Raw genomic sequence first — 17820 nt, forward strand, 5'->3', positions numbered from 1 at the left:
GAAACGCGGTAGCCGCCGCCGGGCGCGGTTCCAGCCGCGGCTGCCCGTGCGGGTAGCCTGCATAGCGGGGCAGCCCCGCTCCGCGAACCAGGAGAACCTCAGCACTATGACCAAGCAGCCCGCCGGCGCCCTCTTGTTTGTCCTCACCTGCGCCATGGGGGTCGGGCCGCTGCTGAACTACGGGTTGAGTGCGACGAGCCCGCTGATCATCGAGGACCTGGACATCAGCGAGGGCCAGTTCGGCCTGCTGGCCACGGCGATCTTCGCCAGCGCCGCCCTCTCCAGCATGTGGCTGGGCCGGCTCAGCGACCGGATCTCCAACCGCGCCCAGCTGATCCTGATCTTCGCGGGCACCGCGCTGGCCCTGGTGGTCGGCGCGCTGGCCCACGACTACTGGGTGCTGCTGGTCGCGGCCGTGCTCGCGGGCCCCGCGCAGGCAATCTCGAACCCCACCACCAACCGGATCATCATCCACAACGTGCCGCCGCACAAGCGGCCGGGCTGGATCGGGGTCAAGCAGTCCGGGGTGCAGGGCAGCCAGCTCTTCGCCGGCCTGTTCTTCCCCGCGATGTCGCTCTGGCTCGGGTGGCAGGGCGCCACGGGGCTGGCCGCCGTCGTCGCACTCGCCCTCCTGTTCTACGGACTGCGCCGCCTTCCGGATGAAAAGCCCGTAACGACGGCGGCACCTCCCGCCGGCCGGGCGGCTCCTCCCGCCGAGCCGGGCAAGGGATTCCCGCTCGCGGTCTGGCTCTTCGCCGGCTACGCCTTCCTGTCCGGCCTGGGAATGCAGGCGACCAACGTCTACCTGCCGCTCTTTACGGTTCGCGAACTGGGTTTTTCGCTGCTGTTGGGCGGCATCGCCGCCGGCGTCTCCGGCATCGTCGGCGTCACGTCCCGCATCCTCTGGGGCCGGCAGATGGCCAAAGGGGTGCGGGCCTCAACACTGCTGATCTTGCTGGGGGTCGGCGCCGTGCTCGGAGCCGCCGCACTGCTGTCCGCGGGAGAGTTCGGTGCGCCTGCGCTGCTCTGGCTGGGTGTGGCGCTGCACGGGGCGACCATACTTGGCACCAATGTCGTCATCATGGCCGGCGTGATGAAAGTTGTTCCTGCCGCCCGCGTCGGAGCGGCCACCGGCGTGATTTCGATGGGGATGTACGCCGGCTTCGCCACCGGGCCGCTGCTGACCGGCCTGCTGCTGGAATTGACGGGCGACTTCAATACCGGCTGGATCTTCGTCGGCACGGGTTACGCGCTCTGCGTCGTGCTCGCCCTGTTCCTGCGGCGCCACGGCAACCGCTCGGGGGTGCCGCGCTAAGGCAGAACGCTGACAAGTGCCGGGGCCAAACCGTTGACAAGTGCCGACCTGCTGCTAGGTTCGTTACTAAGCAGGCTTCCTAGTGGGAAGCGCCGATGCGGTCAATGATGCGGTTATTCTAAGGAGCACTCGAATGAACGAAGACATCCACGAGCTGCAGGACGCCACCGCGTGGGACAGCGAAGGACATAAGCTCGGGCAGGTCGGCCAGGTGCACCGTGACCGCGGCTCGGGCCGGATCGCCTGGATTACCGTCGCACTGGGGCTGCTGGAAACCAAGCCCCGCTTCGTGCCCATGGCCGGAGCCCGGGTCGAGGGAACCGACGTCCATGTGGCCTACGACGGCGAAACGATCAAGGATTCGCCGGACCTCGACCTCGAGGCCGAGCAAGGTCTCTCTCCCGAGCAGGAAGCGGAGCTGGCCGCGTACTACCGCCTCTGATTCTTCCTGGCTGCCGAACTGCCCGAAGACGCGGAATCGGTCAGGGCAGATAAGCGTGCGCCGTCCAGAGGTGGAAGACGGCATAGGCGCGCAGCGGTGACCAGGCCGAGCCATGGGCCCTGACTTCCTTGTCGGACTCCAGCCCGAGGGCCCGCCGGAGCACCCGGTCGCCCGCGGGGAAGGCATCGCGGTCATGCAGCGCCCGCATGGCGAGATAGTCGGCCGTCCACGGGCCAATGCCCGGGAGTTTCAGCAGCTCGCGCCGGATCAGGCGGTGGTCGCCCTCCGGCGAGATATCCAGCCCCGCCGCGCAGGCCTCGGCCAGGGCGTGGACGGTCCGGGCGCGGGATCCGGTCAGGCCTACCGCGGCCCGGACTGCGTCGGGTCCGGCTGCGGTGAGTCGCTCCGGCGAGGGGAACGCCTGGAGGCCGGAGGAGTGGCCGGTGCCGAAGGCGGCGACCAGCCGTCCGGCAAAGGTCCGGGCCGTGGCGAGCGATACCTGTTGGCCCAGGACCGTACAGGCGGCCCCCTCGAAGCCATCCGCGTAGCCAGGAATCCGCAGGCCGGGACGGGCTGCCACCAAAGGCCCGATCCGCGGGTCCGCTCCCAGGACCGCGGACACCGCAGCCGGCTCAAGGTCCAGGTCCAGCCAGCGGCGCACCGCAGACGTCACAGCGGCCGCGGTGGCAGGATCCGGGGTTTCCAGTTCCAGCTCTGCGCCGGCAGGACCGAACGACACAGTCCCGAGGACGGGTCCCGCGGGCGAGGCAAACAGGCGGGTGCAGGTGCCCGCCGCCACGTCCACCGACTCGAGGCCGGGAACGGCATGCGCGTCCAGGGCGGCCAGCATGGCGGGCCGGTCGAACGGGGCGCTGAACGGGAGCGGCAGGCGCAACTAGCGGGCTTTGACGGCCAGCACGGGGCAGTCCACGGTCAGCAGGATCTGCTGGGCGGTGCTGCCCATGATCAGCTTGCCGACCGGGGAGCGCTTGCGCAGGCCGATGATCAGCAGGGACGCTGGCAGGCTTTCGGCCAGCTCCTGGATTTCCTCCACGGCGTCCTTGCCCCGGACCAGTTGCCTGAACTCGGCGTCCAGGCCGGAGCTCCTCAGCTCGCGCCTGACCCAGTCCGTGTCATGCCCGTCGGCCAGGGCCGGGTCCTTGTGCGGCCCGCCGGTGCTGGCATTGACGACCAGGAGCTTCTCGTTCTGGGTGGTGGCCATCTGGATGCCCTTGGCGAGGGCGGCGCGGCCTTCCGGGCGCGGGGCGTAGGCAACGAGAATGGTCACGTCTTCTCCTTAACGGCGGAACGTTCAGCGTCACCGGGACGGCCTCTTTGCCGCGCCGGAGAAGGCCGGGTCCGTTCCCGGCGCATCTGCCACTCATTGTGGCATGCCTCACCAGCGCCCGATGGAATGGCTGCCCCTTTGTGACAGGTCAGGCCCAGAGGCCCGAGCTGCCGCGGCGGTGGCTGTCGATAAGGTGGGTGTCGATCATACCGATCGCCTCCATCAGGGCGAACATCGTCGTCGGGCCGACGAACGCGAACCCGCGCTTGCGCAGCGCCTTGGACAGCGCCACGGACTCCTCGGACGTCGTTGGAATTTCGCCGATGTGCCGAGGCGCCGGGGTGCTGGGCGGCTGGAACGACCAGACGAAGTCGCTGAGGCCTCCCTCGGCGCGCAGGTCGATGGTGGCGCGGGCGTTCGTGATGACAGCGCGGATCTTGGCCCGGTTGCGGACGATGGAAGCGTCCTCCATCAGCCGTTCGACGTCGTCCTCGGTGAAGGCCGCGACCTTGTCGACCTGGAAATCGTGGAAGGCGGCGCGGAAGGCGGGGCGCTTGCGCAGGATGGTCGCCCAGGACAGACCTGCCTGGAATCCTTCAAGGCTGATCCGTTCGAAGACCCCCTGTTCGCCGCGCACCGGCACGCCCCACTCGGTGTCGTAGTAGTCCCGCATGAGCGGGTCCGTCGCGGCCCAGGCCGGCCGCGCCAGCCCGTCCTCGCCGAGCATAACGCCGGAAACGGTCTTCTCCATGTCCTTGATTCTCCTTGGTTCCTTCGGACTGTCAGGACAGCCCGGTGACGCGCATGGTCAGGTTGAGCCGGCCCCCGGTGAGCCCGCATTCCGGGTCCGCGGTGCCGGGGTAGATCCGGGGTACGCCGTGGTAGGCGAACCGCGCGGGCCCGCCGAAGACGAAGAGGTCCCCCGAGCGCAGCCGGATGTCGGTGTACGGCTTCGTCCTCGTCTCCGTGTTGCCGAAGCGGAACAGGCAGTCGTCCCCGACGCTGAGTGAGACCACGGGGAAGTCGGCCCGCTCGTCCTTGTCCTGGTGCATGCCCATTTTCGCGGTGTCTTCATAAAAGTTGATTAGCGCCGTATCGGGCTCGTAGCTGTCTTCCCGTTGATCCCCGTAGGCGTCAGCCAGGGCCCGGCGGCCCCAGTCCGCCAGCCACCCGGGAAAGCCAAGCACGCGGGCGCCGTTCACGTCGTCGGCGGTCCGGGTGTATTTGTAGGGCGCCCAGTGCCAGCCCAGGCAGAGGGTCCGCACGCTCATCTCGTGGCCGCCGGGCAGGCTGGCGGCGCGGTACGGTACCGGGCCCCGGCCGAACTCCCGGCACGCTTCCACCAACGTGCGCTGCTGCTGGAGGCTGAGCCAGCCGGGGATGTGCACGGCGCCGGGGGATACCTCGCGCGGTCCGCCGGGGCCGGTTTCGAAGAGCGCGGTCATGCGGCGGCCTCCAGGCCGAGCAGCCAGGCCTTGGCCCGCGGCCCGCCGAGGTACCCGCCCGGGGAACCGTCCGAGCGCAGGACCCGGTGGCAGGGGATGACGACGGGCAGCGGATTGGTGGCGCAGGCGCTGCCGACCGCCCGTACGGCCCTGGGGTTCCCGACCGCCGCCGCGACCTGCGCGTAGCTCTCCGTGCTGCCGTACGGGATCAGCGGCAGGTGCCGGTGGACGCTGAGCCGGAAGCCTTTGGACAGCCGCCGGTCCAGCGGCAGGTCGAACGTGCGCCGGTGCCCCGCGAAATACTCCTCCAGCTGGCCGGTTGCCTCTGCCAGCCGCTCCGGCGCGCGCAGGATCCGCGGGCTCACGGCGGCCGCCAGCGCGGCGAGGACAACGCCGTGGTCCTCGTTGGCGAAGGCCACGCGGACCAGGCCCTGGCTCGTCGCCGCCAGCAGCAGGGGACCGAGGGGGCTGTCGATCGTCGTGTAGGCGACGTCCAGCAGGTCGGCTTCGCGGGCGGCGGATTCCAGCCTTCCGTGCAGCTGTTCGAGGAGTGCACCCTCAAAGATGCTGAGCCGTTCCAGCGGCTCGGGCAGTGCCGGCCTTACCCCTTCCGTCCGGGCGGGCAGCAGGTCGGGCGAGGACGGGGAAGTCATGGCAGGGCTCCTTCCGGGGAGTTCTGGAGGACGCGGTAGCGGGCCCGCAGCTTGGCAATACCGTCCGACGCCGCGCGCCGGACCGCATCGGCGGAGGAGCCGGTCAGTTCCGCGGCCTCCGCATAGGGCAGGCCGGCAAGGTAGTGCAGGGCGACGGCCTCGCGTTGGCGCAGGGGCAACGCGGCGACGGCCTGGCGCAGTTCGTCGTCGTTATGTCCCGGGATCCCCAGCGTGGACGGCCGCTCGGGCAGGTGTTCCGCGGGGAGCGGGATCCTGGACCGTTTCCGGAGCAGGTCGATGGCCTTGCGCCGCGCGATCGTCGCCAGCCACGCTTCGTGGTTGGCGTCGAGGGGCAGGAGCGGGTAGGCCTTCAGGGCGGATAGGAACGTCTCCGACCAGGCGTCCTCGGCATCCGCGCCGGGACCGACCAGCAGCCGGCAGACGCGCAGCACCATGGCGCCGTGGTCCGTGACCAGCTGCTCGAACGGTTTCATCTGCACATCCTGTAGACGTTCTTCGGCGCGGTTGCGTGAGGTGCCGGGCTAGAAAAGCCTGGCGGCCTTCGCCTCCTCCGACTCCTCCAGCTCCAGCAGGAAGCGCTTGCGCTCCAGTCCGCCGGCGTAGCCGGTGAGCGAGCCGTCCGCTCCCACCACGCGGTGGCAGGGCACCACGATGGACAGCGGGTTCCGCCCGTTCGCGTTGCCGACGGCCTGTGCCAGGCGCGGATCGCCGAGTTCGGCCGCCAGCTGGCCATAGGAACGAGTCTGACCGTACGGGATGGCGCGCAGCAGGGCCCGGACCTTCTGCTGGAAGGCATCACCCTTCGGCGCCAGCGGAAGGGAAAAAACCCTGCGTTCGCCGGCGAAGTACTCGGCGAGCTGGGCCTTTGCCTCTTCGAAGCCGTGCTCGGTCCGTGCGCCGAAATCCGAGGGGTCCGGCAGCCGTTTATGCGAGGGGAAGTAGATGGCCGTCAACGCGCCGTCCTCGGCGACGATGGTCAACTCGCCGACCGGCGTTTCCATGGTGGTGTGCGTGCGGCTCATGGTCCTGATACTCCCTGATTCCTGCTTCCGGGCTTGTCCCATTCTCTCCCAGTACAACGACGGCGGGTCGGTGCCCTGCTCTGCGCCGTCATGCTCAGGAAGGATGAGGACCGTTCCGCCCGCCAGCCCATCCGCCTCATCGATCCGCTGCGGGCCCTGCGCAACCGCAACCTGCTGCTGACCTCGATCGGCTCCGCCTTCCATACGGCCGCCTTCTTCACGATCATTGCATGGGCGCCCTTCGTGCTGGGCGAGGGGGCGATCGCCATCGGGTTCATCTTCTTCGGCTGGGGCGTCTGCGTAGCCTTCTCCGGCGTTGTGCTGGCGCCGAAGATGGCCGCCTGGCTGGGCGAGCGCGGAGGTGCGATCGCCGCCGTCGTTCTTTACGCCGTCCTCCTGCTGGCCGTGGCGACCGGCATCAAGTCCGTCGTCGTGGTGTGCGTGGTGCTCTCCGGACTCGTGTCGGGAGTGCTCAACACGTTGTTCACGGGCAGTGCGATGAGTGCGGGAACGGGCCTTCGGGCGGTGAACAGCGCCGGCTACAACTTCCTGCGCTGGCTGGGCGGTGCCGCCTCCGCCATCCTGGTCGGACATATTGCCGCCTGGCTGGGAAGCATGAGTGCCCCGTTCTTCGTGGCGGCTGGCTGCTGCATCGTTGCCGCGGGCCTGCTCCTCTTCCGGCAGGCGGAGGCTGCAGCCGACCCGCACGCTGTGCCGGCCGAGGCCGCGGCCATCGGCGCGGACTGAATCCGCGTCCGGCCGGACAGGAGTCGGCGACCCAATACGCAACAAAACGTTTCCCTAATGTGGCTGAGTGTAGGCTACCCTTACTTTGTTCCTGTCACTCTAGCCAAGGAGGCCTCCGTTGGCCCTTTCCAGATTGCGGGCAGCTGCGGCGGCTGCCGCCGTCCTGTTGTCCCTCACCGCCTGCTCCACCGGACCCGCGGGAGGCTCATCGGAGGGCGGCACCGCAGCCGCGTCCGACGGTGCCTTCCCCGTGACGATCAAGCATGCCTACGGCGAAACCGTCATTGACGAACAGCCGGAACGAGTCGCGACCGTCTCCTGGGTGAACGACGACGTTTCCCTGGCCCTCGGCGTCGTGCCCGTGGGTATGCCGAAGGTGGAGTGGGGCGGCAACGACAACGGGTCCACCCCCTGGAAGGACGCCAAGCTGGAGGAACTCGGCGCGGGCGCCGGATCCGAAAAGGCGCCGAAGCAGTACTCCGAAGCGGACGGCATCGCCTTCGACGAGATCGCCGCCACGGAGCCGGACGTCATCCTGGCCGCGTATTCGGGCCTGACCCAGGAGGACTACGACAAGCTGTCCAAGATCGCGCCCGTCGTCGCCTACCCGAAGACGGCCTACGGCACCGACTGGCAGACCTCGACCGAGATGATCGGCAAGGCCCTGGGCAAGGGCGCCGAAGCCGAGGAGCTCATCGCCAGCACCGAGGCCACGGTCGAGGAGAAGGCCGCGCAGTACCCGGAGCTGGCCGGCAAGACCTTCATCTACGGCAACCTCGACCCCGCCGCCAGCGATGCCGTTAACGTTTATACGGCCAACGACAACCGGCCGAAGTTCCTGAGCAGCATCGGGATGAAGCAGGCCGACGTGGTCACCGAGGCCACGGGCGACTCCGAGGAGTTCTTCCTTCCGTGGTCGGCCGAGAAGGCCAACGAGCTGGATTCCGACATCTTCGTGACCTGGGTTCCCAGTGACAAGACCAAGCAGCAGGTACTGGACGATCCGCTGCTCGGCCAGATTCCCGCCGTCGAGAAGGGCGCGCTCGTGGCTGACTCGGACAACACCCTGACGCTGTCCATCTCCGCCGCATCGCCGCTGAGCCTGCCGTGGGCGCTGGACACCTTCCTGCCGATGCTGGCCGAAGGGGCGGAGGCCGCCGACGCGAGCTAAGCCATTCCGACGGAGGGCGTTCCGTGCACCACCGGGTGCGCGGGACGCCCTCCTGCGTTGAGCGCGCCGGCTGGCCTGCCGGCTGCGGCAATGTTCGGCGCGCTGCGGCCAGGGCGCCGGTACCGGCCAAGGACGGGGCGGGGCTACCCCGCCCCGACGATCAGCAGCGTGGCGGCGAAAACCAGCCCCGAGGCGATCAGCGTGACCGTGGTGTAGCCGAGGATGTCGCGCATTTTGAGCCCGGCGATGGCCAGCAGCGGCAGTGCCCAGAACGGCTGGATCATGTTGGTCCACTGGTCGCCGTAGGAAACGGCCATGATCGGCACGGACGGGTCCACCCCGAGCCGCTCGGCCGCATCGAGCATGATCGGAGCCTGCACGGCGAACTGGCCGCCGCCGGAGGGCACGAAGAAGTTGACCAGGCCGGCCGAGAGCAGTGCCAGCACGCCGAAGGTCTGCGGGGTGGAAATGCTGACGAAGAAGTCGGAAAACACCGTGATGAGGCCGGACGCGGTCATGATCCCGAGGATGCCGGCGTAGAGCGGGAACTGCAGCAGGATGTCGCCGACGTTGGATGCCGCGTTCTTGACCAGCGCCATCAGCTCGAACGGGTTGCGCACCAGCAGGAAGATCAGCGCCAGGAAGGACCAGTTCACGATGTCCAGCGTCAGCGACCCGCCCTGGGCGAAGTGGATTGCGAGGTAGGCGACCAGGGCCAGGCCGACGACGGAGGTCAGGATGCGGCTCGCGTCCAGCCGGTCCGCGGGGGTCACCACATCCTCGTCGATGTCGACGCCGGTGTCCCGGGCGTCGATCCCGAGTTCGATGATCTTGTCTTCGCCCCGGGGTGCGACGGCGGCCAGCGCCAGCCCGACGGCAACCACGGTGGCGAGCGCGGCCGCGATGTTCCACGGGGAGAAGGTCGTCTCGCTGATCGGCACGGTGCGGCCCAGCTGTTCGGCGATGAAGGACCCCTCGGTGGCGGCGGTCAGCGGGCCGGAGCCGGAGTAGCCCATGTGCCAGACCACGAAGCCCGAGAAGCCGGCGGCCACCAGCATCGGGAAGTGCAGCCGGACGCCCTTGGCCCGCAGCTGCGCCGCCACCTCCTTCGCGAGCAGGGCGCCGACCACCAGCCCGAGGCCCCAGGTGATCAGCGAGGCGACCGCCGCCACCACGAACACGAAAACGTAGGCCTGGACCGGGCCGCGCGGCAGCCCGCCGAGGAAAGCCAGCAGCCGCCGGACCGGGCGGGTGTTGGCAAGCGTGTGCCCGAGCAGCAGGACCAGCGCCATCTGGGTCATGAAGGCCAGCAGCCCGGAGAGTCCATCGCCCCAGCCCTTCACCACTTCCACCGGGCCCGCGTCGGTCAGGGCCAGCGCGAGGGCCGCGACAATCAGGGTCAGGACGATGCCGAAGACGAGGGCGCTCGGGATGAAACGTTCCACCAGGCTGTTGACGGGCCGCATCATGGCCGAAACCGGGTTGCGGCGGCCCTGCTGGTTCACCGTGGACATGCAGAATCTCCTTCGAGGTGCGAGTAGTGCCGGCTGGGCCGGCGGCGCGGACGGGGACCCCAACGCCCCCACTCTAGCGATCCAGCTCACACTTGTGCGCCGTCAGCAGGGTCCCGCGTGGCGGGGATCGCTGACCGGAAGCCGGACATCCCGGCGGACCATCCCCGGCGGGCGCTAGGCTGAAGCCATGAGCCAAAGCCAAGCTTCCACCGAATTCAGCACCAAGGGCGCCTACGTGCACACGGGCGAGGAGTTCAACCGGGACACCCACTACATCGAGGACCGGATCCTCCGCGGCGGGGACAACCCGAACGAGGGCCGCTGGCCGGTGGAACCCGGCCGCTACCGACTGGTTGCGGCGCGTGCCTGCCCCTGGGCCAACCGCACCATCATCGTGCGCCGGCTGCTTGGCCTCGAGGACGTCATCTCGATCGGCATGCCCGGCCCCACGCATGACGTGCGGAGCTGGACCTTCGACCTTGACGACGGCGGCAAGGACCCGGTGCTGGGCATCGAGCGCCTGCAGGAGGCGTACTTCAAACGCTTCCCCGACTACCCGCGCGGCATCACCGTGCCGGCCATCGTGGAGGTGGCCTCGGGCGCCGTCGTCACCAACAACTACCCCCAGATCACCCTGGACTTCGCCACGGAATGGACCGAGTACCACCGCGAAGGCGCCCCGGACCTCTATCCCGAGCACCTGCGGGAGGAGATGGCCGCGGTCAACAAGCGGGTCTTCACCGAGGTCAACAACGGCGTCTACCGGTGCGGCTTCGCCGGCTCGCAGGAGGCGTACGACAAAGCCTATGACCGGCTCTGGACGGCGATGGACTGGCTGGAGGAGCGCCTGGGCACGCGCCGTTACCTGATGGGCGACACCATCACCGAGGCCGACGTCCGCCTGTTCACCACGCTTGCCCGGTTCGATCCGGTCTACCACGGCCACTTCAAGTGCAACCGGAACAAGCTCACCGAGATGCCGGCGCTGTGGGGCTACGCGCGTGACCTGTTCCAGACCCCCGGTTTCGGCGACACGATCGACTTCGAGCAGATCAAGGCCCACTACTACGTGGTGCACGAGGACATCAACCCGACCCGGATCATCCCGCAGGGGCCGGACCTGTCCAACTGGCTCAGCGAGCACGGTCGGGAGAGCCTCGGCGGCAGCCCGTTCGGCGACGGCGTCGCCCCCGGACCGGTCCGCGGGGACGAGCGGGTCGCCGCCGGCCACAACCCGCTGTATCCGGCATGAGCACCGGCGCAGAGCGGCCGCGGATCGCCGTCAGCTACGCCCAGGACGCGCCGTCGCATGCGGCCTGGTTCTCCGAAGAGCTGGCCGGACTGGCCCGGAATGCGGTGGCGGGACTTGAGGCGGCCGGGGCGGATCCCGTCCTCATCAATGCCGCCTCCGGCCACGTCTTCAGCGCGGTGGATTACGACGGCGTGCTCATCCTGGGCGGCGGGGACGTGGACCCGGCGCGCTACGGCGGCGACACCGCGGAACCGACGGTGCATGCCGTGGACACCACCGCAGACGAGACCGAGATCGACCTGGTCATCGGCGCGGTGGAGAACGGCCGGCCGGTGCTCGGCATCTGCCGCGGGCTGCAGCTGATCAACGTGGCCTTCGCCGGATCGCTGATCGAGGACCTTGGACCGGAGTCCGTGCACAAGGTCCACAAGGAGCGTCCCCCGATGGCCGGACATTCCGTCTCCGTCCAGCCAGGTTCGCTGCTGGCCGATGCGCTCGGGACCGGCGAGATCACCGTGCAGTCCGGGCACCACCAGGCCGTCCGCCGGCTCGGCGACCGGCTGCGCGTGGTTGCCACGGCCTCGGACGGCGTGGTCGAGGGCGTGGAACTGGCGCGTCCGGATGAGGGCTGGCTGCTGGCGGTGCAGTGGCATCCCGAGGAGCCCGGCTCGCCCGACGGCCAGCTCGCCGACCTGCTGACCCCGTTCGTCGAGGCCTGCCGCTACATCGCCGCCGCCCGCAGCTGACTCCGCGAGGCCGCCGCGGGAGTCAGCTGCACACCGCGGCGAGGCCGCCGCGGGAGTCAGCTGCACACCGCTAGGCCAGGTGCCGGTCCGCGTAGACCTTCATCGCATCGCGCACGAACGAGGCTCCGGCTTCACCGCCGTAGTTGGCGGCGAAGCGCGGATCCGCCACGTACATCCCGCCGAGCCCGGTGAAATAGCCGTAGGACACCTCCTGCCCGCCATTCGCCCCGGCCAGCCACTCGAACTGCCGCCGCGCCAGGTCCTGCGCCTCCTCGCTGTCGGCCGCCGCGCCCGCGCCGGCGGCGGTGACCCAGTCCTGAATCAGGCGCCGGCTCCGTTCCTGCCAGGCCGACCGCTCCGCCTCGGGCAAGCCGCGCCACCAGCGGTCGCCCTTGGCATAGGCGTCCTTGCCCCAGCGCTCCTCGACCTCCTCCTTGTACTGCGTGTGGTCGAACCCCTGGAACATTTCCTCGGCCATGAGTTCCTCGCCCCTCTCTGTCTTCCTGATCGTCGTCCGGACGGATTCGATCCGCCGCTCAAGACGGTCCCGTTCCTGCAGCAGCAGGTCCAGATGTCCGCGCAGCGCCTCGGCCGTGTCCGCGCCACTCGGCGGTGCCTGCGTCCCGTCGTGTTTCCATGGGTTCCACTATGGAGGTTGACGCAGCGTCAAGGTCAAGGGCGGGCGGACGACGGCGGACTGCGGCCCGGCGGGGACGCTTTGCCGCGGCGGCGGGTAGCGTTGGGCTCGTGCAATCCGAGCGTTCCCGAGCGAAGCCCGCGCGCGAGGGCATCCGGCTGCCGGCGCCGCTGGCGTTGGGGCTGGCACTGCTGGGCGGGTCCGGGCTGGCCGTGCAGAGCCGGGTGACCAGCGAGCTCGGCATCGTGCTCCAGGACCGGCTGGGCGCGGCGCTGGCGAGTTTTGCCACCGGGCTGGTCGCGGTGCTGGCCTTTGCGCTGCTGCGGCCGGGCACCCGGGCCAGGCTCCGTGCGGTTCCGGCGGTCCTTAAACGCCGCGAGTATCCGCGCTGGTGGCTCGTGGCCGGCACGATCGGCGCCTTCTACATTTTCGCCCAGGCCGCCACGGTCGGCCCGATCGGACTGTCCCTGTTCACCATCGCGATCGTCACGGGCCAGATGGTCTCGAGCCTCGCCGTCGACCGGATCGGGCTGGGACCGGGGCGCAAGATCGGCGTCAGCGGTGCCCGGGTGGCGGGAGCCGGGCTGGCCTTGGCTGCCGCGGTGGTCGCGGCGAGCGCCCACTTCGCGGCGGACGGCCGGCCCGGCGGCAGCGGGCAGGCCGGCGGTGCGGTGATCCTGCTCATGCTGATCCCGCTGTTCTCCGGGCTGCTGCAGAGCGTGCAGCAGGGCATGCTCGGCCAGATCGGGACCGTGCATGGCAGCCCGGTCGTCTCCACGTTCCTGAACTTCGCCGCCGGGACGGCCGCACTGCTGGTCCTTTGGGCGGTGCAGGCGGTGCTGACGGGGCGGGCGGTGCTGCTGACCGGGCCATGGTGGCTCTACGTCGGCGGCCCGCTTGGGGCGCTGGTCCTCGCCACCGCGACAATCAGCGTGGCCAGTACCGGCGTCCTGCTGACCAGCCTCACGGTGATCTGCGGCCAGCTGGTCGGTTCGGTCGTGCTGGACATCGCCTGGCCCTCGGCCGGGAGCACGGTGGGCCCGCTGACCCTCGCCGGGATTGCACTCACGGCGGTGGCCATGCTGGTCGCAACCGGACGGCCCGGCGCCTGGCTTCGCCGCCGCAGGGGCTGAGGCGCGCCGGCCGATTCCTGCGCGGCGCCCCGGCCTTAGGCGTCGTCCTCGTGGGCCTGCCGGTACGCCTCCATCTGGCGGTGCCGCCGGAGCAGGCTCTCGCGCCGATGATTGTCGTCCCCGGCGGTGAGCTCGATGTGCCGCTTGCCGAAGCGCCAGAGCAGGACGTCGTCCAGGAGCCGGTCGGGTCCGGGGGAGTAGCGGTGCTCCAGCGCCCGGCGGACCTTGGTGATCGCGTCGGCCTCGAGCAGGCCCGCAAGTTCGATCGTCCGGCGCAGCCCGTGGGCGGCGAGCAGTTCGGCCGCCCAGCCCCAGTCGTCGTCCGCCTTCCGGTCCACATGCGGCAGCAGCGTCTGCCACACCTCGCGGATCCGGTTGGGCGTCAGGGGCGCGTCCCCCTCGCCGTCCTCGTCCCAGTAGCCGGTCACCGCCTCGTAGCGCTCGTGCAGCTCGGAGAAGACCGTCTCCACGGACTCCAGCATTGCCGCCGTCGCAATGAACTGGCGGTCGAAGTACGGGCTCCAGGCACGCGGGTCCGCCGCCTTGAACCGGATGCCGTGCTCGATCTCGGACCACGCGTGCGCCAGGATCGTGCGGATCTGGACCTCGAAGATGTAGCTGCCGTTCGGCTTGGCCGGCTCCCCGAGCACGCGCTGGTACTCCTTGACCACGTCGTTCTGGATGGTCCGCATGATCAGGTGCCGGCTGGAGTAGCCGTAGGTGCCGGACTCGATGTAGCCGATGTCCTTCTCGCGGTCGCTGCGGCAGTCGAACTCGCGGCGCTGGCGCTTGAGCAGGTGCGCGGCCTCGCGGATCTCGTGCGGCAGGCTGACGATCACGCGCACGCCGACCAGGTCGTTGAGCTGCCGCAGCGGGTCCGGGAACTCCAGCACCGGCGGGTGGCCCGGTTCCTGCGCGGGCATGGTCCGTGCGGCCTTGTCGCGGAAGGACTCAAGGCTCTTGGTCCGGGCGGCGACGAACAGCGGAGCGGGTTCGGCGTCCCTGAACACCTCCCGGATGGTCGACTGCATCTCCCGGGTGACCTTCTCGAGTTCCGGGCGCACGCGCGCGAACTCCTCGGTGCTGGCCTGCACCTGCGGGCGCAGGCTCTCGTCGAGCCGGTCCCAGTGCCTGCCCATGCGCAACTCCTTAACGACGACGGCGGGGCCTGGGTCCACTGTATCGGCCGGGGCGGGCGCGGCTAGCGATAGCGGCGGTGCAGGTCCTCCCTCGCGGGAGCACCCTCGGCCGGCTCCGCGATCCACGGCCCGGTGCCCTCGGACGGATCGAGCACGCCGCTTTCCAGCCAGGTGTAGTTCCCGCCGAGCACCCGGTCCGCCAGGCGCTTGTCCGCCGCGTCGGAATTGTGCCACAAGTCCGCGAACAGCGTCCGCACGCGCTCGCGCGACTGCACGCAGAACGTGTCCGCCAGCTGGCAAGCGGCCTTGCCGCGCTCCGGGTGCTGGGACAGCAGCAGCTGGGCGCGGCTGCAGCAGGCGGCCATGGCGAAGAGCTCGGCCCCGATGTCCACGATCCTCCCGAGGAAGACCTGGTGGTGCTCCAGCCTGGCCTGCCAGCGGCCCATGCCCGCGAAGGTGTGCCGGGCCAGCTTGCGGCTGCTCCGTTCCACAAAGCGGAGATGGCCGGCCAGCTCGCCGAAGTCCCGATAGGCGGTCGGGTTCATGCCCTCCCCGGCGAACAGGCCGGGCAGCCAGCGCGCGTAGAAGCCGCTCGCGCCCATCGCGGCCTTGGCCTTGGCCGCGAGGTCGGCCTCGGCGGAGGCCAGCTCCCCGGCCGCGGCCAAGTGGGCATCGACGGCCTCCCTCGCAATCAGCAGGCGCATGATCTCGCTGGAGCCCTCGAAAATGCGGTTGATCCGCAGGTCCCGCAGCTGCTGTTCGGCCGGAACCGCGCGTTCGCCGCGCGCCGCCAGCGAAGCCGCCGTCTCGTAGCCGCGGCCGCCGCGGAGCTGGACGAGATCGTCGGCGATGCGGCAGGACATCTCGCTCGACCAGAGCTTGGCCAGCGCGGCCTCGATCCGGATATCCCGCGCCCCGGCATCGGCCATCGACGCGGACAGCTCGAACACCGCCTCCAGCGCAAAGGCCGTCGCCGCGATGAACGCGAGCTTCTGGCTGACCGCCTCATGCTTGCCGATCGGCCGGCCCCATTGCACCCGCGCGCCGGACCATTCGCGCGCGATCTTCAGCGACCACTTCCCGGATGCCGCGCAGAGGGCCGGGATGGACAGCCGGCCCGTGTTGAGCGTGGTGAGCGCGATCTTGAGGCCCTCGCCTTCCTTGCCCAGCCGGTTTTCCGCCGGAACGCGCACGTTGTCGAACCGGGTCAATCCGTTCTCGATCCCGCGCAGCCCCATGAACGCGTTGCGGTTCTCCACCGTGATGCCGGGCGAATCGGCCTCCACGACGAATGCCGTAATGCCGCCGGGACCATCATTATGCGGCGGGACCTTGGCCATGATCACGGCGAGTTCGGCGATGACGCCGTTGGTCGTCCAGAGCTTCGTCCCGTTCAGCAGGTAGGCCGCGCCGTCGGCCGTAGGCACCGCGGTGGTGCCGAGGCGTGCCGGATCGGAACCGACATCGGGCTCCGTGAGGAGGAACGCCGAAACGGCCCCGGCCGCGCAGCGCGGGAGGAACTTCCGTTTCTGCTCCTCGGTGCCGAAGACCTTGACCGGCTCCGGCACGCCGATGGACTGGTGCGCCGAGAGCAGTGCGCCCAGGCTGGGGTGGACGGAGCCCAGCAGCATCAGCGCCCGTCCGTAATGCAGCAGCGATAGTCCCAGTCCGCCGTATTCCGCGGGAATCTTCATGCCGAAGGCGCCGAGCCGGGCCAGCCCCGCCAGGTACTCGTCCGGAATGAGGCTCTCGCGTTCGATCCGCGCCCCGTCCATGGTGCGGGCGTATTCCTCGAGACTGACCAGGAAGGACTCGCCCGCGGCCTCCGCGTCCGCCGAGGGTACGGGATGCGGGTGGATCAGGCCCAGGTCAAAGCGGCCCAGGTACAGGTTCTTGGCAAAGCTGGGCCGCCGCCACTCGGATTCGCGCGCCTGTTCGGCGACCTCCCGGGCTTCGCGCTCGCTGACGTTCGCCCCTCCGCCGGCGGCCACGTGACGATCGGTTCCAGTGCTCATGGCAGTCCCCTTTGACTCCAGGTTCGTGCCAAGGTCCGGCAGAACCTTCTAGCTGTCACCCAATGTTACTCCCGGGTAGGGCCTTTGGGGAGGAATAATCGCCATTGGATGAAGCTTCAAGTATCAGCAGCAAATCTTCGACGACAATCTTCGACGACAGTCTTTAAGGAGCAGATCAGTGGACTTCGGCATCTTCACCTTCGGCGAGCTGACCCGGAACCTCACCACCGGGGAGGCGCTTTCCCCGCACCGGCGGCTGAAGGAGCTGATCGAACTGGCCAAGCTCGCGGACCAGGCCGGCATCGGCTTCATCGGGCTGGGGGAGCACCACCGCAAGGACTTCGCCATCTCCGCGCCGGAGGTCGTGCTGGCCGCCATCGCGCGCGAGACGAAGAACCTCCGGCTGGCCACCGCCGTCACGGTCCTCTCCACCCAGGACCCGGTGCGCCTGTTCGAGCAGTTCGCCACCCTGGACCTCATCTCGGACGGCCGCGCGGAGATCATTGCCGGCCGCGGCGCCTTCACGGAGTCCTACCCGCTGTTCGGCTACGACCTGGCCGACTACGACGGCCTCTTCGAGGAGAAGCTGCAGCTCCTGCTGGCCGCCCGTGCGCAGGAGCAGCTGACCTGGCGCGGCACCCACCACCACAGTATCGACGGGATGGACGTCGCCCCGCGCCCGCTGCAGGAGAGGCTGCCCGTCTGGGTTGGCGTCGGCGGCACGCCCGCGTCCTTCGAGCGTGCCGGCCGCCTCGGCCTGCCCCTCTATATCGCGCTGCTCTCCGGTCCCCAGCACTTCGCCCGGCACGTGGAGTACTACCGCCAGACCGCCGCCGCGCACGGGCATGACCCGCAGGCCCTGCCCATCGGCACCGGCGGCCACTTCTTTGCCGCCCCCACGTCCCAGCAGGCCCGCGACACCTTCTACCCGTACTACCGCGCCTACTTCGAGCAGAACATGCCCCGCCCCGCCGGACACTTCCCGCGCGAGACCTTCGAGACCTGGGCCGGACCCGGCGGCGGCCTACTCGCCGGCAGCCCGCAGGAGATCATCGACAAGCTCATGGTGCAGTACCAGACCTTCGGCCACGACCGCTACATGGCCCAGGTCGGCCTCGGCGGCCTGCCCTTCGCCGAGACCGCCAAGTCGATCGAGCTGCTCGCCACCGAGATCATGCCCGTCGTGCAGCAAGAAACCCATCCTGCCCGGCGGCCGTAGCCGACCGCCTGCCCGGCGGCGGTAGCGGAGCCACTTCCCGGTAGCCGCGGCAGCCCGCTGC

The 17820-nt window shown here is 69.6% G+C and carries 19 protein-coding genes; 8 read left to right on the forward strand and 11 right to left on the reverse strand.

The window, feature by feature from the left end; translation table 11 throughout:
- The first annotated feature begins 106 nt into the window (after positions 1-106).
- On the forward strand, positions 107-1315 hold the full coding sequence (locus tag AHIS1636_RS18305) for an MFS transporter (RefSeq protein ID WP_264797295.1): 1209 nt from the start codon (positions 107-109) through the stop codon (positions 1313-1315).
- A 133-nt stretch (positions 1316-1448) separates the two neighbouring features.
- Entirely contained in the window at positions 1449-1757 is a 309-nt protein-coding gene (locus AHIS1636_RS18310) for a PRC-barrel domain-containing protein (protein ID WP_264797296.1), read from the forward strand.
- 40 nt (positions 1758-1797) lie between these two features.
- Here AHIS1636_RS18310 and AHIS1636_RS18315 read toward each other — a convergent pair whose 3' ends face one another.
- The 7 genes from AHIS1636_RS18315 to AHIS1636_RS18345 all read right to left on the reverse strand — a co-directional run bounded on the left by AHIS1636_RS18315 (position 1798) and on the right by AHIS1636_RS18345 (position 6186).
- Positions 1798-2652 (reverse strand): DNA-3-methyladenine glycosylase family protein, encoded by an 855-nt coding sequence (locus AHIS1636_RS18315; protein ID WP_264797297.1) that lies wholly within the window; start codon positions 2650-2652, stop codon positions 1798-1800.
- The gene (locus AHIS1636_RS18320) at positions 2653-3045 is read right to left on the reverse strand and encodes a universal stress protein (RefSeq protein ID WP_264797298.1); all 393 of its coding nucleotides are present in this window, start codon (positions 3043-3045) and stop codon (positions 2653-2655) included.
- A 148-nt stretch (positions 3046-3193) separates the two neighbouring features.
- Complete coding sequence (locus AHIS1636_RS18325) at positions 3194-3796, reverse strand: DNA-3-methyladenine glycosylase I (protein WP_264797299.1); 603 nt, start codon at positions 3794-3796, stop codon at positions 3194-3196.
- A gap of 31 nt (positions 3797-3827) precedes the next feature.
- Positions 3828-4490, reverse strand: a complete 663-nt coding sequence (locus AHIS1636_RS18330; protein ID WP_264797300.1) for an alpha-ketoglutarate-dependent dioxygenase AlkB family protein — start codon at positions 4488-4490, stop codon at positions 3828-3830.
- Positions 4487-5143, reverse strand: coding sequence for a methylated-DNA--[protein]-cysteine S-methyltransferase (locus AHIS1636_RS18335; RefSeq protein ID WP_264797301.1), 657 nt, complete (start codon positions 5141-5143; stop codon positions 4487-4489). The genes AHIS1636_RS18330 and AHIS1636_RS18335 overlap by 4 nt, the downstream gene beginning before the upstream one ends.
- Positions 5140-5637, reverse strand: a complete 498-nt coding sequence (locus tag AHIS1636_RS18340; protein ID WP_264797302.1) for an RNA polymerase sigma factor — start codon at positions 5635-5637, stop codon at positions 5140-5142. Before AHIS1636_RS18340 ends, AHIS1636_RS18335 begins: the two co-directional genes overlap by 4 nt.
- Before the next feature lie 48 nt (positions 5638-5685).
- Positions 5686-6186 carry a methylated-DNA--[protein]-cysteine S-methyltransferase gene (locus AHIS1636_RS18345; protein ID WP_264797303.1) on the reverse strand — a complete coding sequence of 167 codons (501 nt, stop codon included), beginning with the start codon at positions 6184-6186 and terminating at the stop codon, positions 5686-5688.
- A 90-nt stretch (positions 6187-6276) separates the two neighbouring features.
- Here AHIS1636_RS18345 and AHIS1636_RS18350 point away from each other — a divergent pair, with 90 nt between their 5' ends.
- Both AHIS1636_RS18350 and AHIS1636_RS18355 read left to right on the forward strand, forming a co-directional pair.
- Positions 6277-6933 (forward strand): MFS transporter, encoded by a 657-nt coding sequence (locus AHIS1636_RS18350; protein ID WP_264797304.1) that lies wholly within the window; start codon positions 6277-6279, stop codon positions 6931-6933.
- Positions 6934-7051: 118 nt separating this feature from the next.
- Positions 7052-8104 carry an iron-siderophore ABC transporter substrate-binding protein gene (locus AHIS1636_RS18355; RefSeq protein WP_264797305.1) on the forward strand — a complete coding sequence of 351 codons (1053 nt, stop codon included), beginning with the start codon at positions 7052-7054 and terminating at the stop codon, positions 8102-8104.
- A 143-nt stretch (positions 8105-8247) separates the two neighbouring features.
- Here AHIS1636_RS18355 and AHIS1636_RS18360 read toward each other — a convergent pair whose 3' ends face one another.
- Positions 8248-9618 (reverse strand): short-chain fatty acid transporter, encoded by a 1371-nt coding sequence (locus tag AHIS1636_RS18360; RefSeq protein WP_264797306.1) that lies wholly within the window; start codon positions 9616-9618, stop codon positions 8248-8250.
- A 187-nt stretch (positions 9619-9805) separates the two neighbouring features.
- Between AHIS1636_RS18360 and AHIS1636_RS18365 the strand changes: the two genes are divergently transcribed.
- Together AHIS1636_RS18365 and AHIS1636_RS18370 are read left to right on the forward strand one after the other, a co-directional pair.
- On the forward strand, positions 9806-10870 hold the full coding sequence (locus tag AHIS1636_RS18365; RefSeq protein ID WP_264797307.1) for a glutathione S-transferase family protein: 1065 nt from the start codon (positions 9806-9808) through the stop codon (positions 10868-10870).
- Positions 10867-11616, forward strand: coding sequence for a gamma-glutamyl-gamma-aminobutyrate hydrolase family protein (locus tag AHIS1636_RS18370; RefSeq protein WP_264797308.1), 750 nt, complete (start codon positions 10867-10869; stop codon positions 11614-11616). Before AHIS1636_RS18365 ends, AHIS1636_RS18370 begins: the two co-directional genes overlap by 4 nt.
- Before the next feature lie 70 nt (positions 11617-11686).
- On the opposite strand, the gene AHIS1636_RS18375 is transcribed toward AHIS1636_RS18370, so the two are convergent.
- Positions 11687-12094, reverse strand: coding sequence for a TipAS antibiotic-recognition domain-containing protein (locus tag AHIS1636_RS18375; RefSeq protein WP_309298635.1), 408 nt, complete (start codon positions 12092-12094; stop codon positions 11687-11689).
- Positions 12095-12363: 269 nt separating this feature from the next.
- Here AHIS1636_RS18375 and AHIS1636_RS18380 point away from each other — a divergent pair, with 269 nt between their 5' ends.
- Complete coding sequence (locus tag AHIS1636_RS18380) at positions 12364-13386, forward strand: DMT family transporter (RefSeq protein WP_264797309.1); 1023 nt, start codon at positions 12364-12366, stop codon at positions 13384-13386.
- 35 nt (positions 13387-13421) lie between these two features.
- Here the strand turns inward: AHIS1636_RS18380 and AHIS1636_RS18385 are convergent, their stop codons facing one another.
- Together AHIS1636_RS18385 and AHIS1636_RS18390 are read right to left on the reverse strand one after the other, a co-directional pair.
- Positions 13422-14525: a GTP pyrophosphokinase gene (locus AHIS1636_RS18385; RefSeq protein ID WP_264797310.1), complete on the reverse strand. Its 1104-nt coding sequence runs from the start codon at positions 14523-14525 to the stop codon at positions 13422-13424.
- 62 nt (positions 14526-14587) lie between these two features.
- Entirely contained in the window at positions 14588-16540 is a 1953-nt protein-coding gene (locus AHIS1636_RS18390; protein ID WP_264797311.1) for an acyl-CoA dehydrogenase family protein, read from the reverse strand.
- Positions 16541-16718: 178 nt separating this feature from the next.
- On the opposite strand from AHIS1636_RS18390, the gene AHIS1636_RS18395 reads away from it, so the two are divergent.
- Entirely contained in the window at positions 16719-17759 is a 1041-nt protein-coding gene (locus AHIS1636_RS18395; RefSeq protein ID WP_264797312.1) for an LLM class flavin-dependent oxidoreductase, read from the forward strand.
- Positions 17760-17820 lie beyond the last annotated feature (61 nt).

It is taken from the genome of Arthrobacter mangrovi, assembly GCF_026011795.1.
GTDB lineage: Bacteria > Actinomycetota > Actinomycetes > Actinomycetales > Micrococcaceae > Crystallibacter > Crystallibacter mangrovi.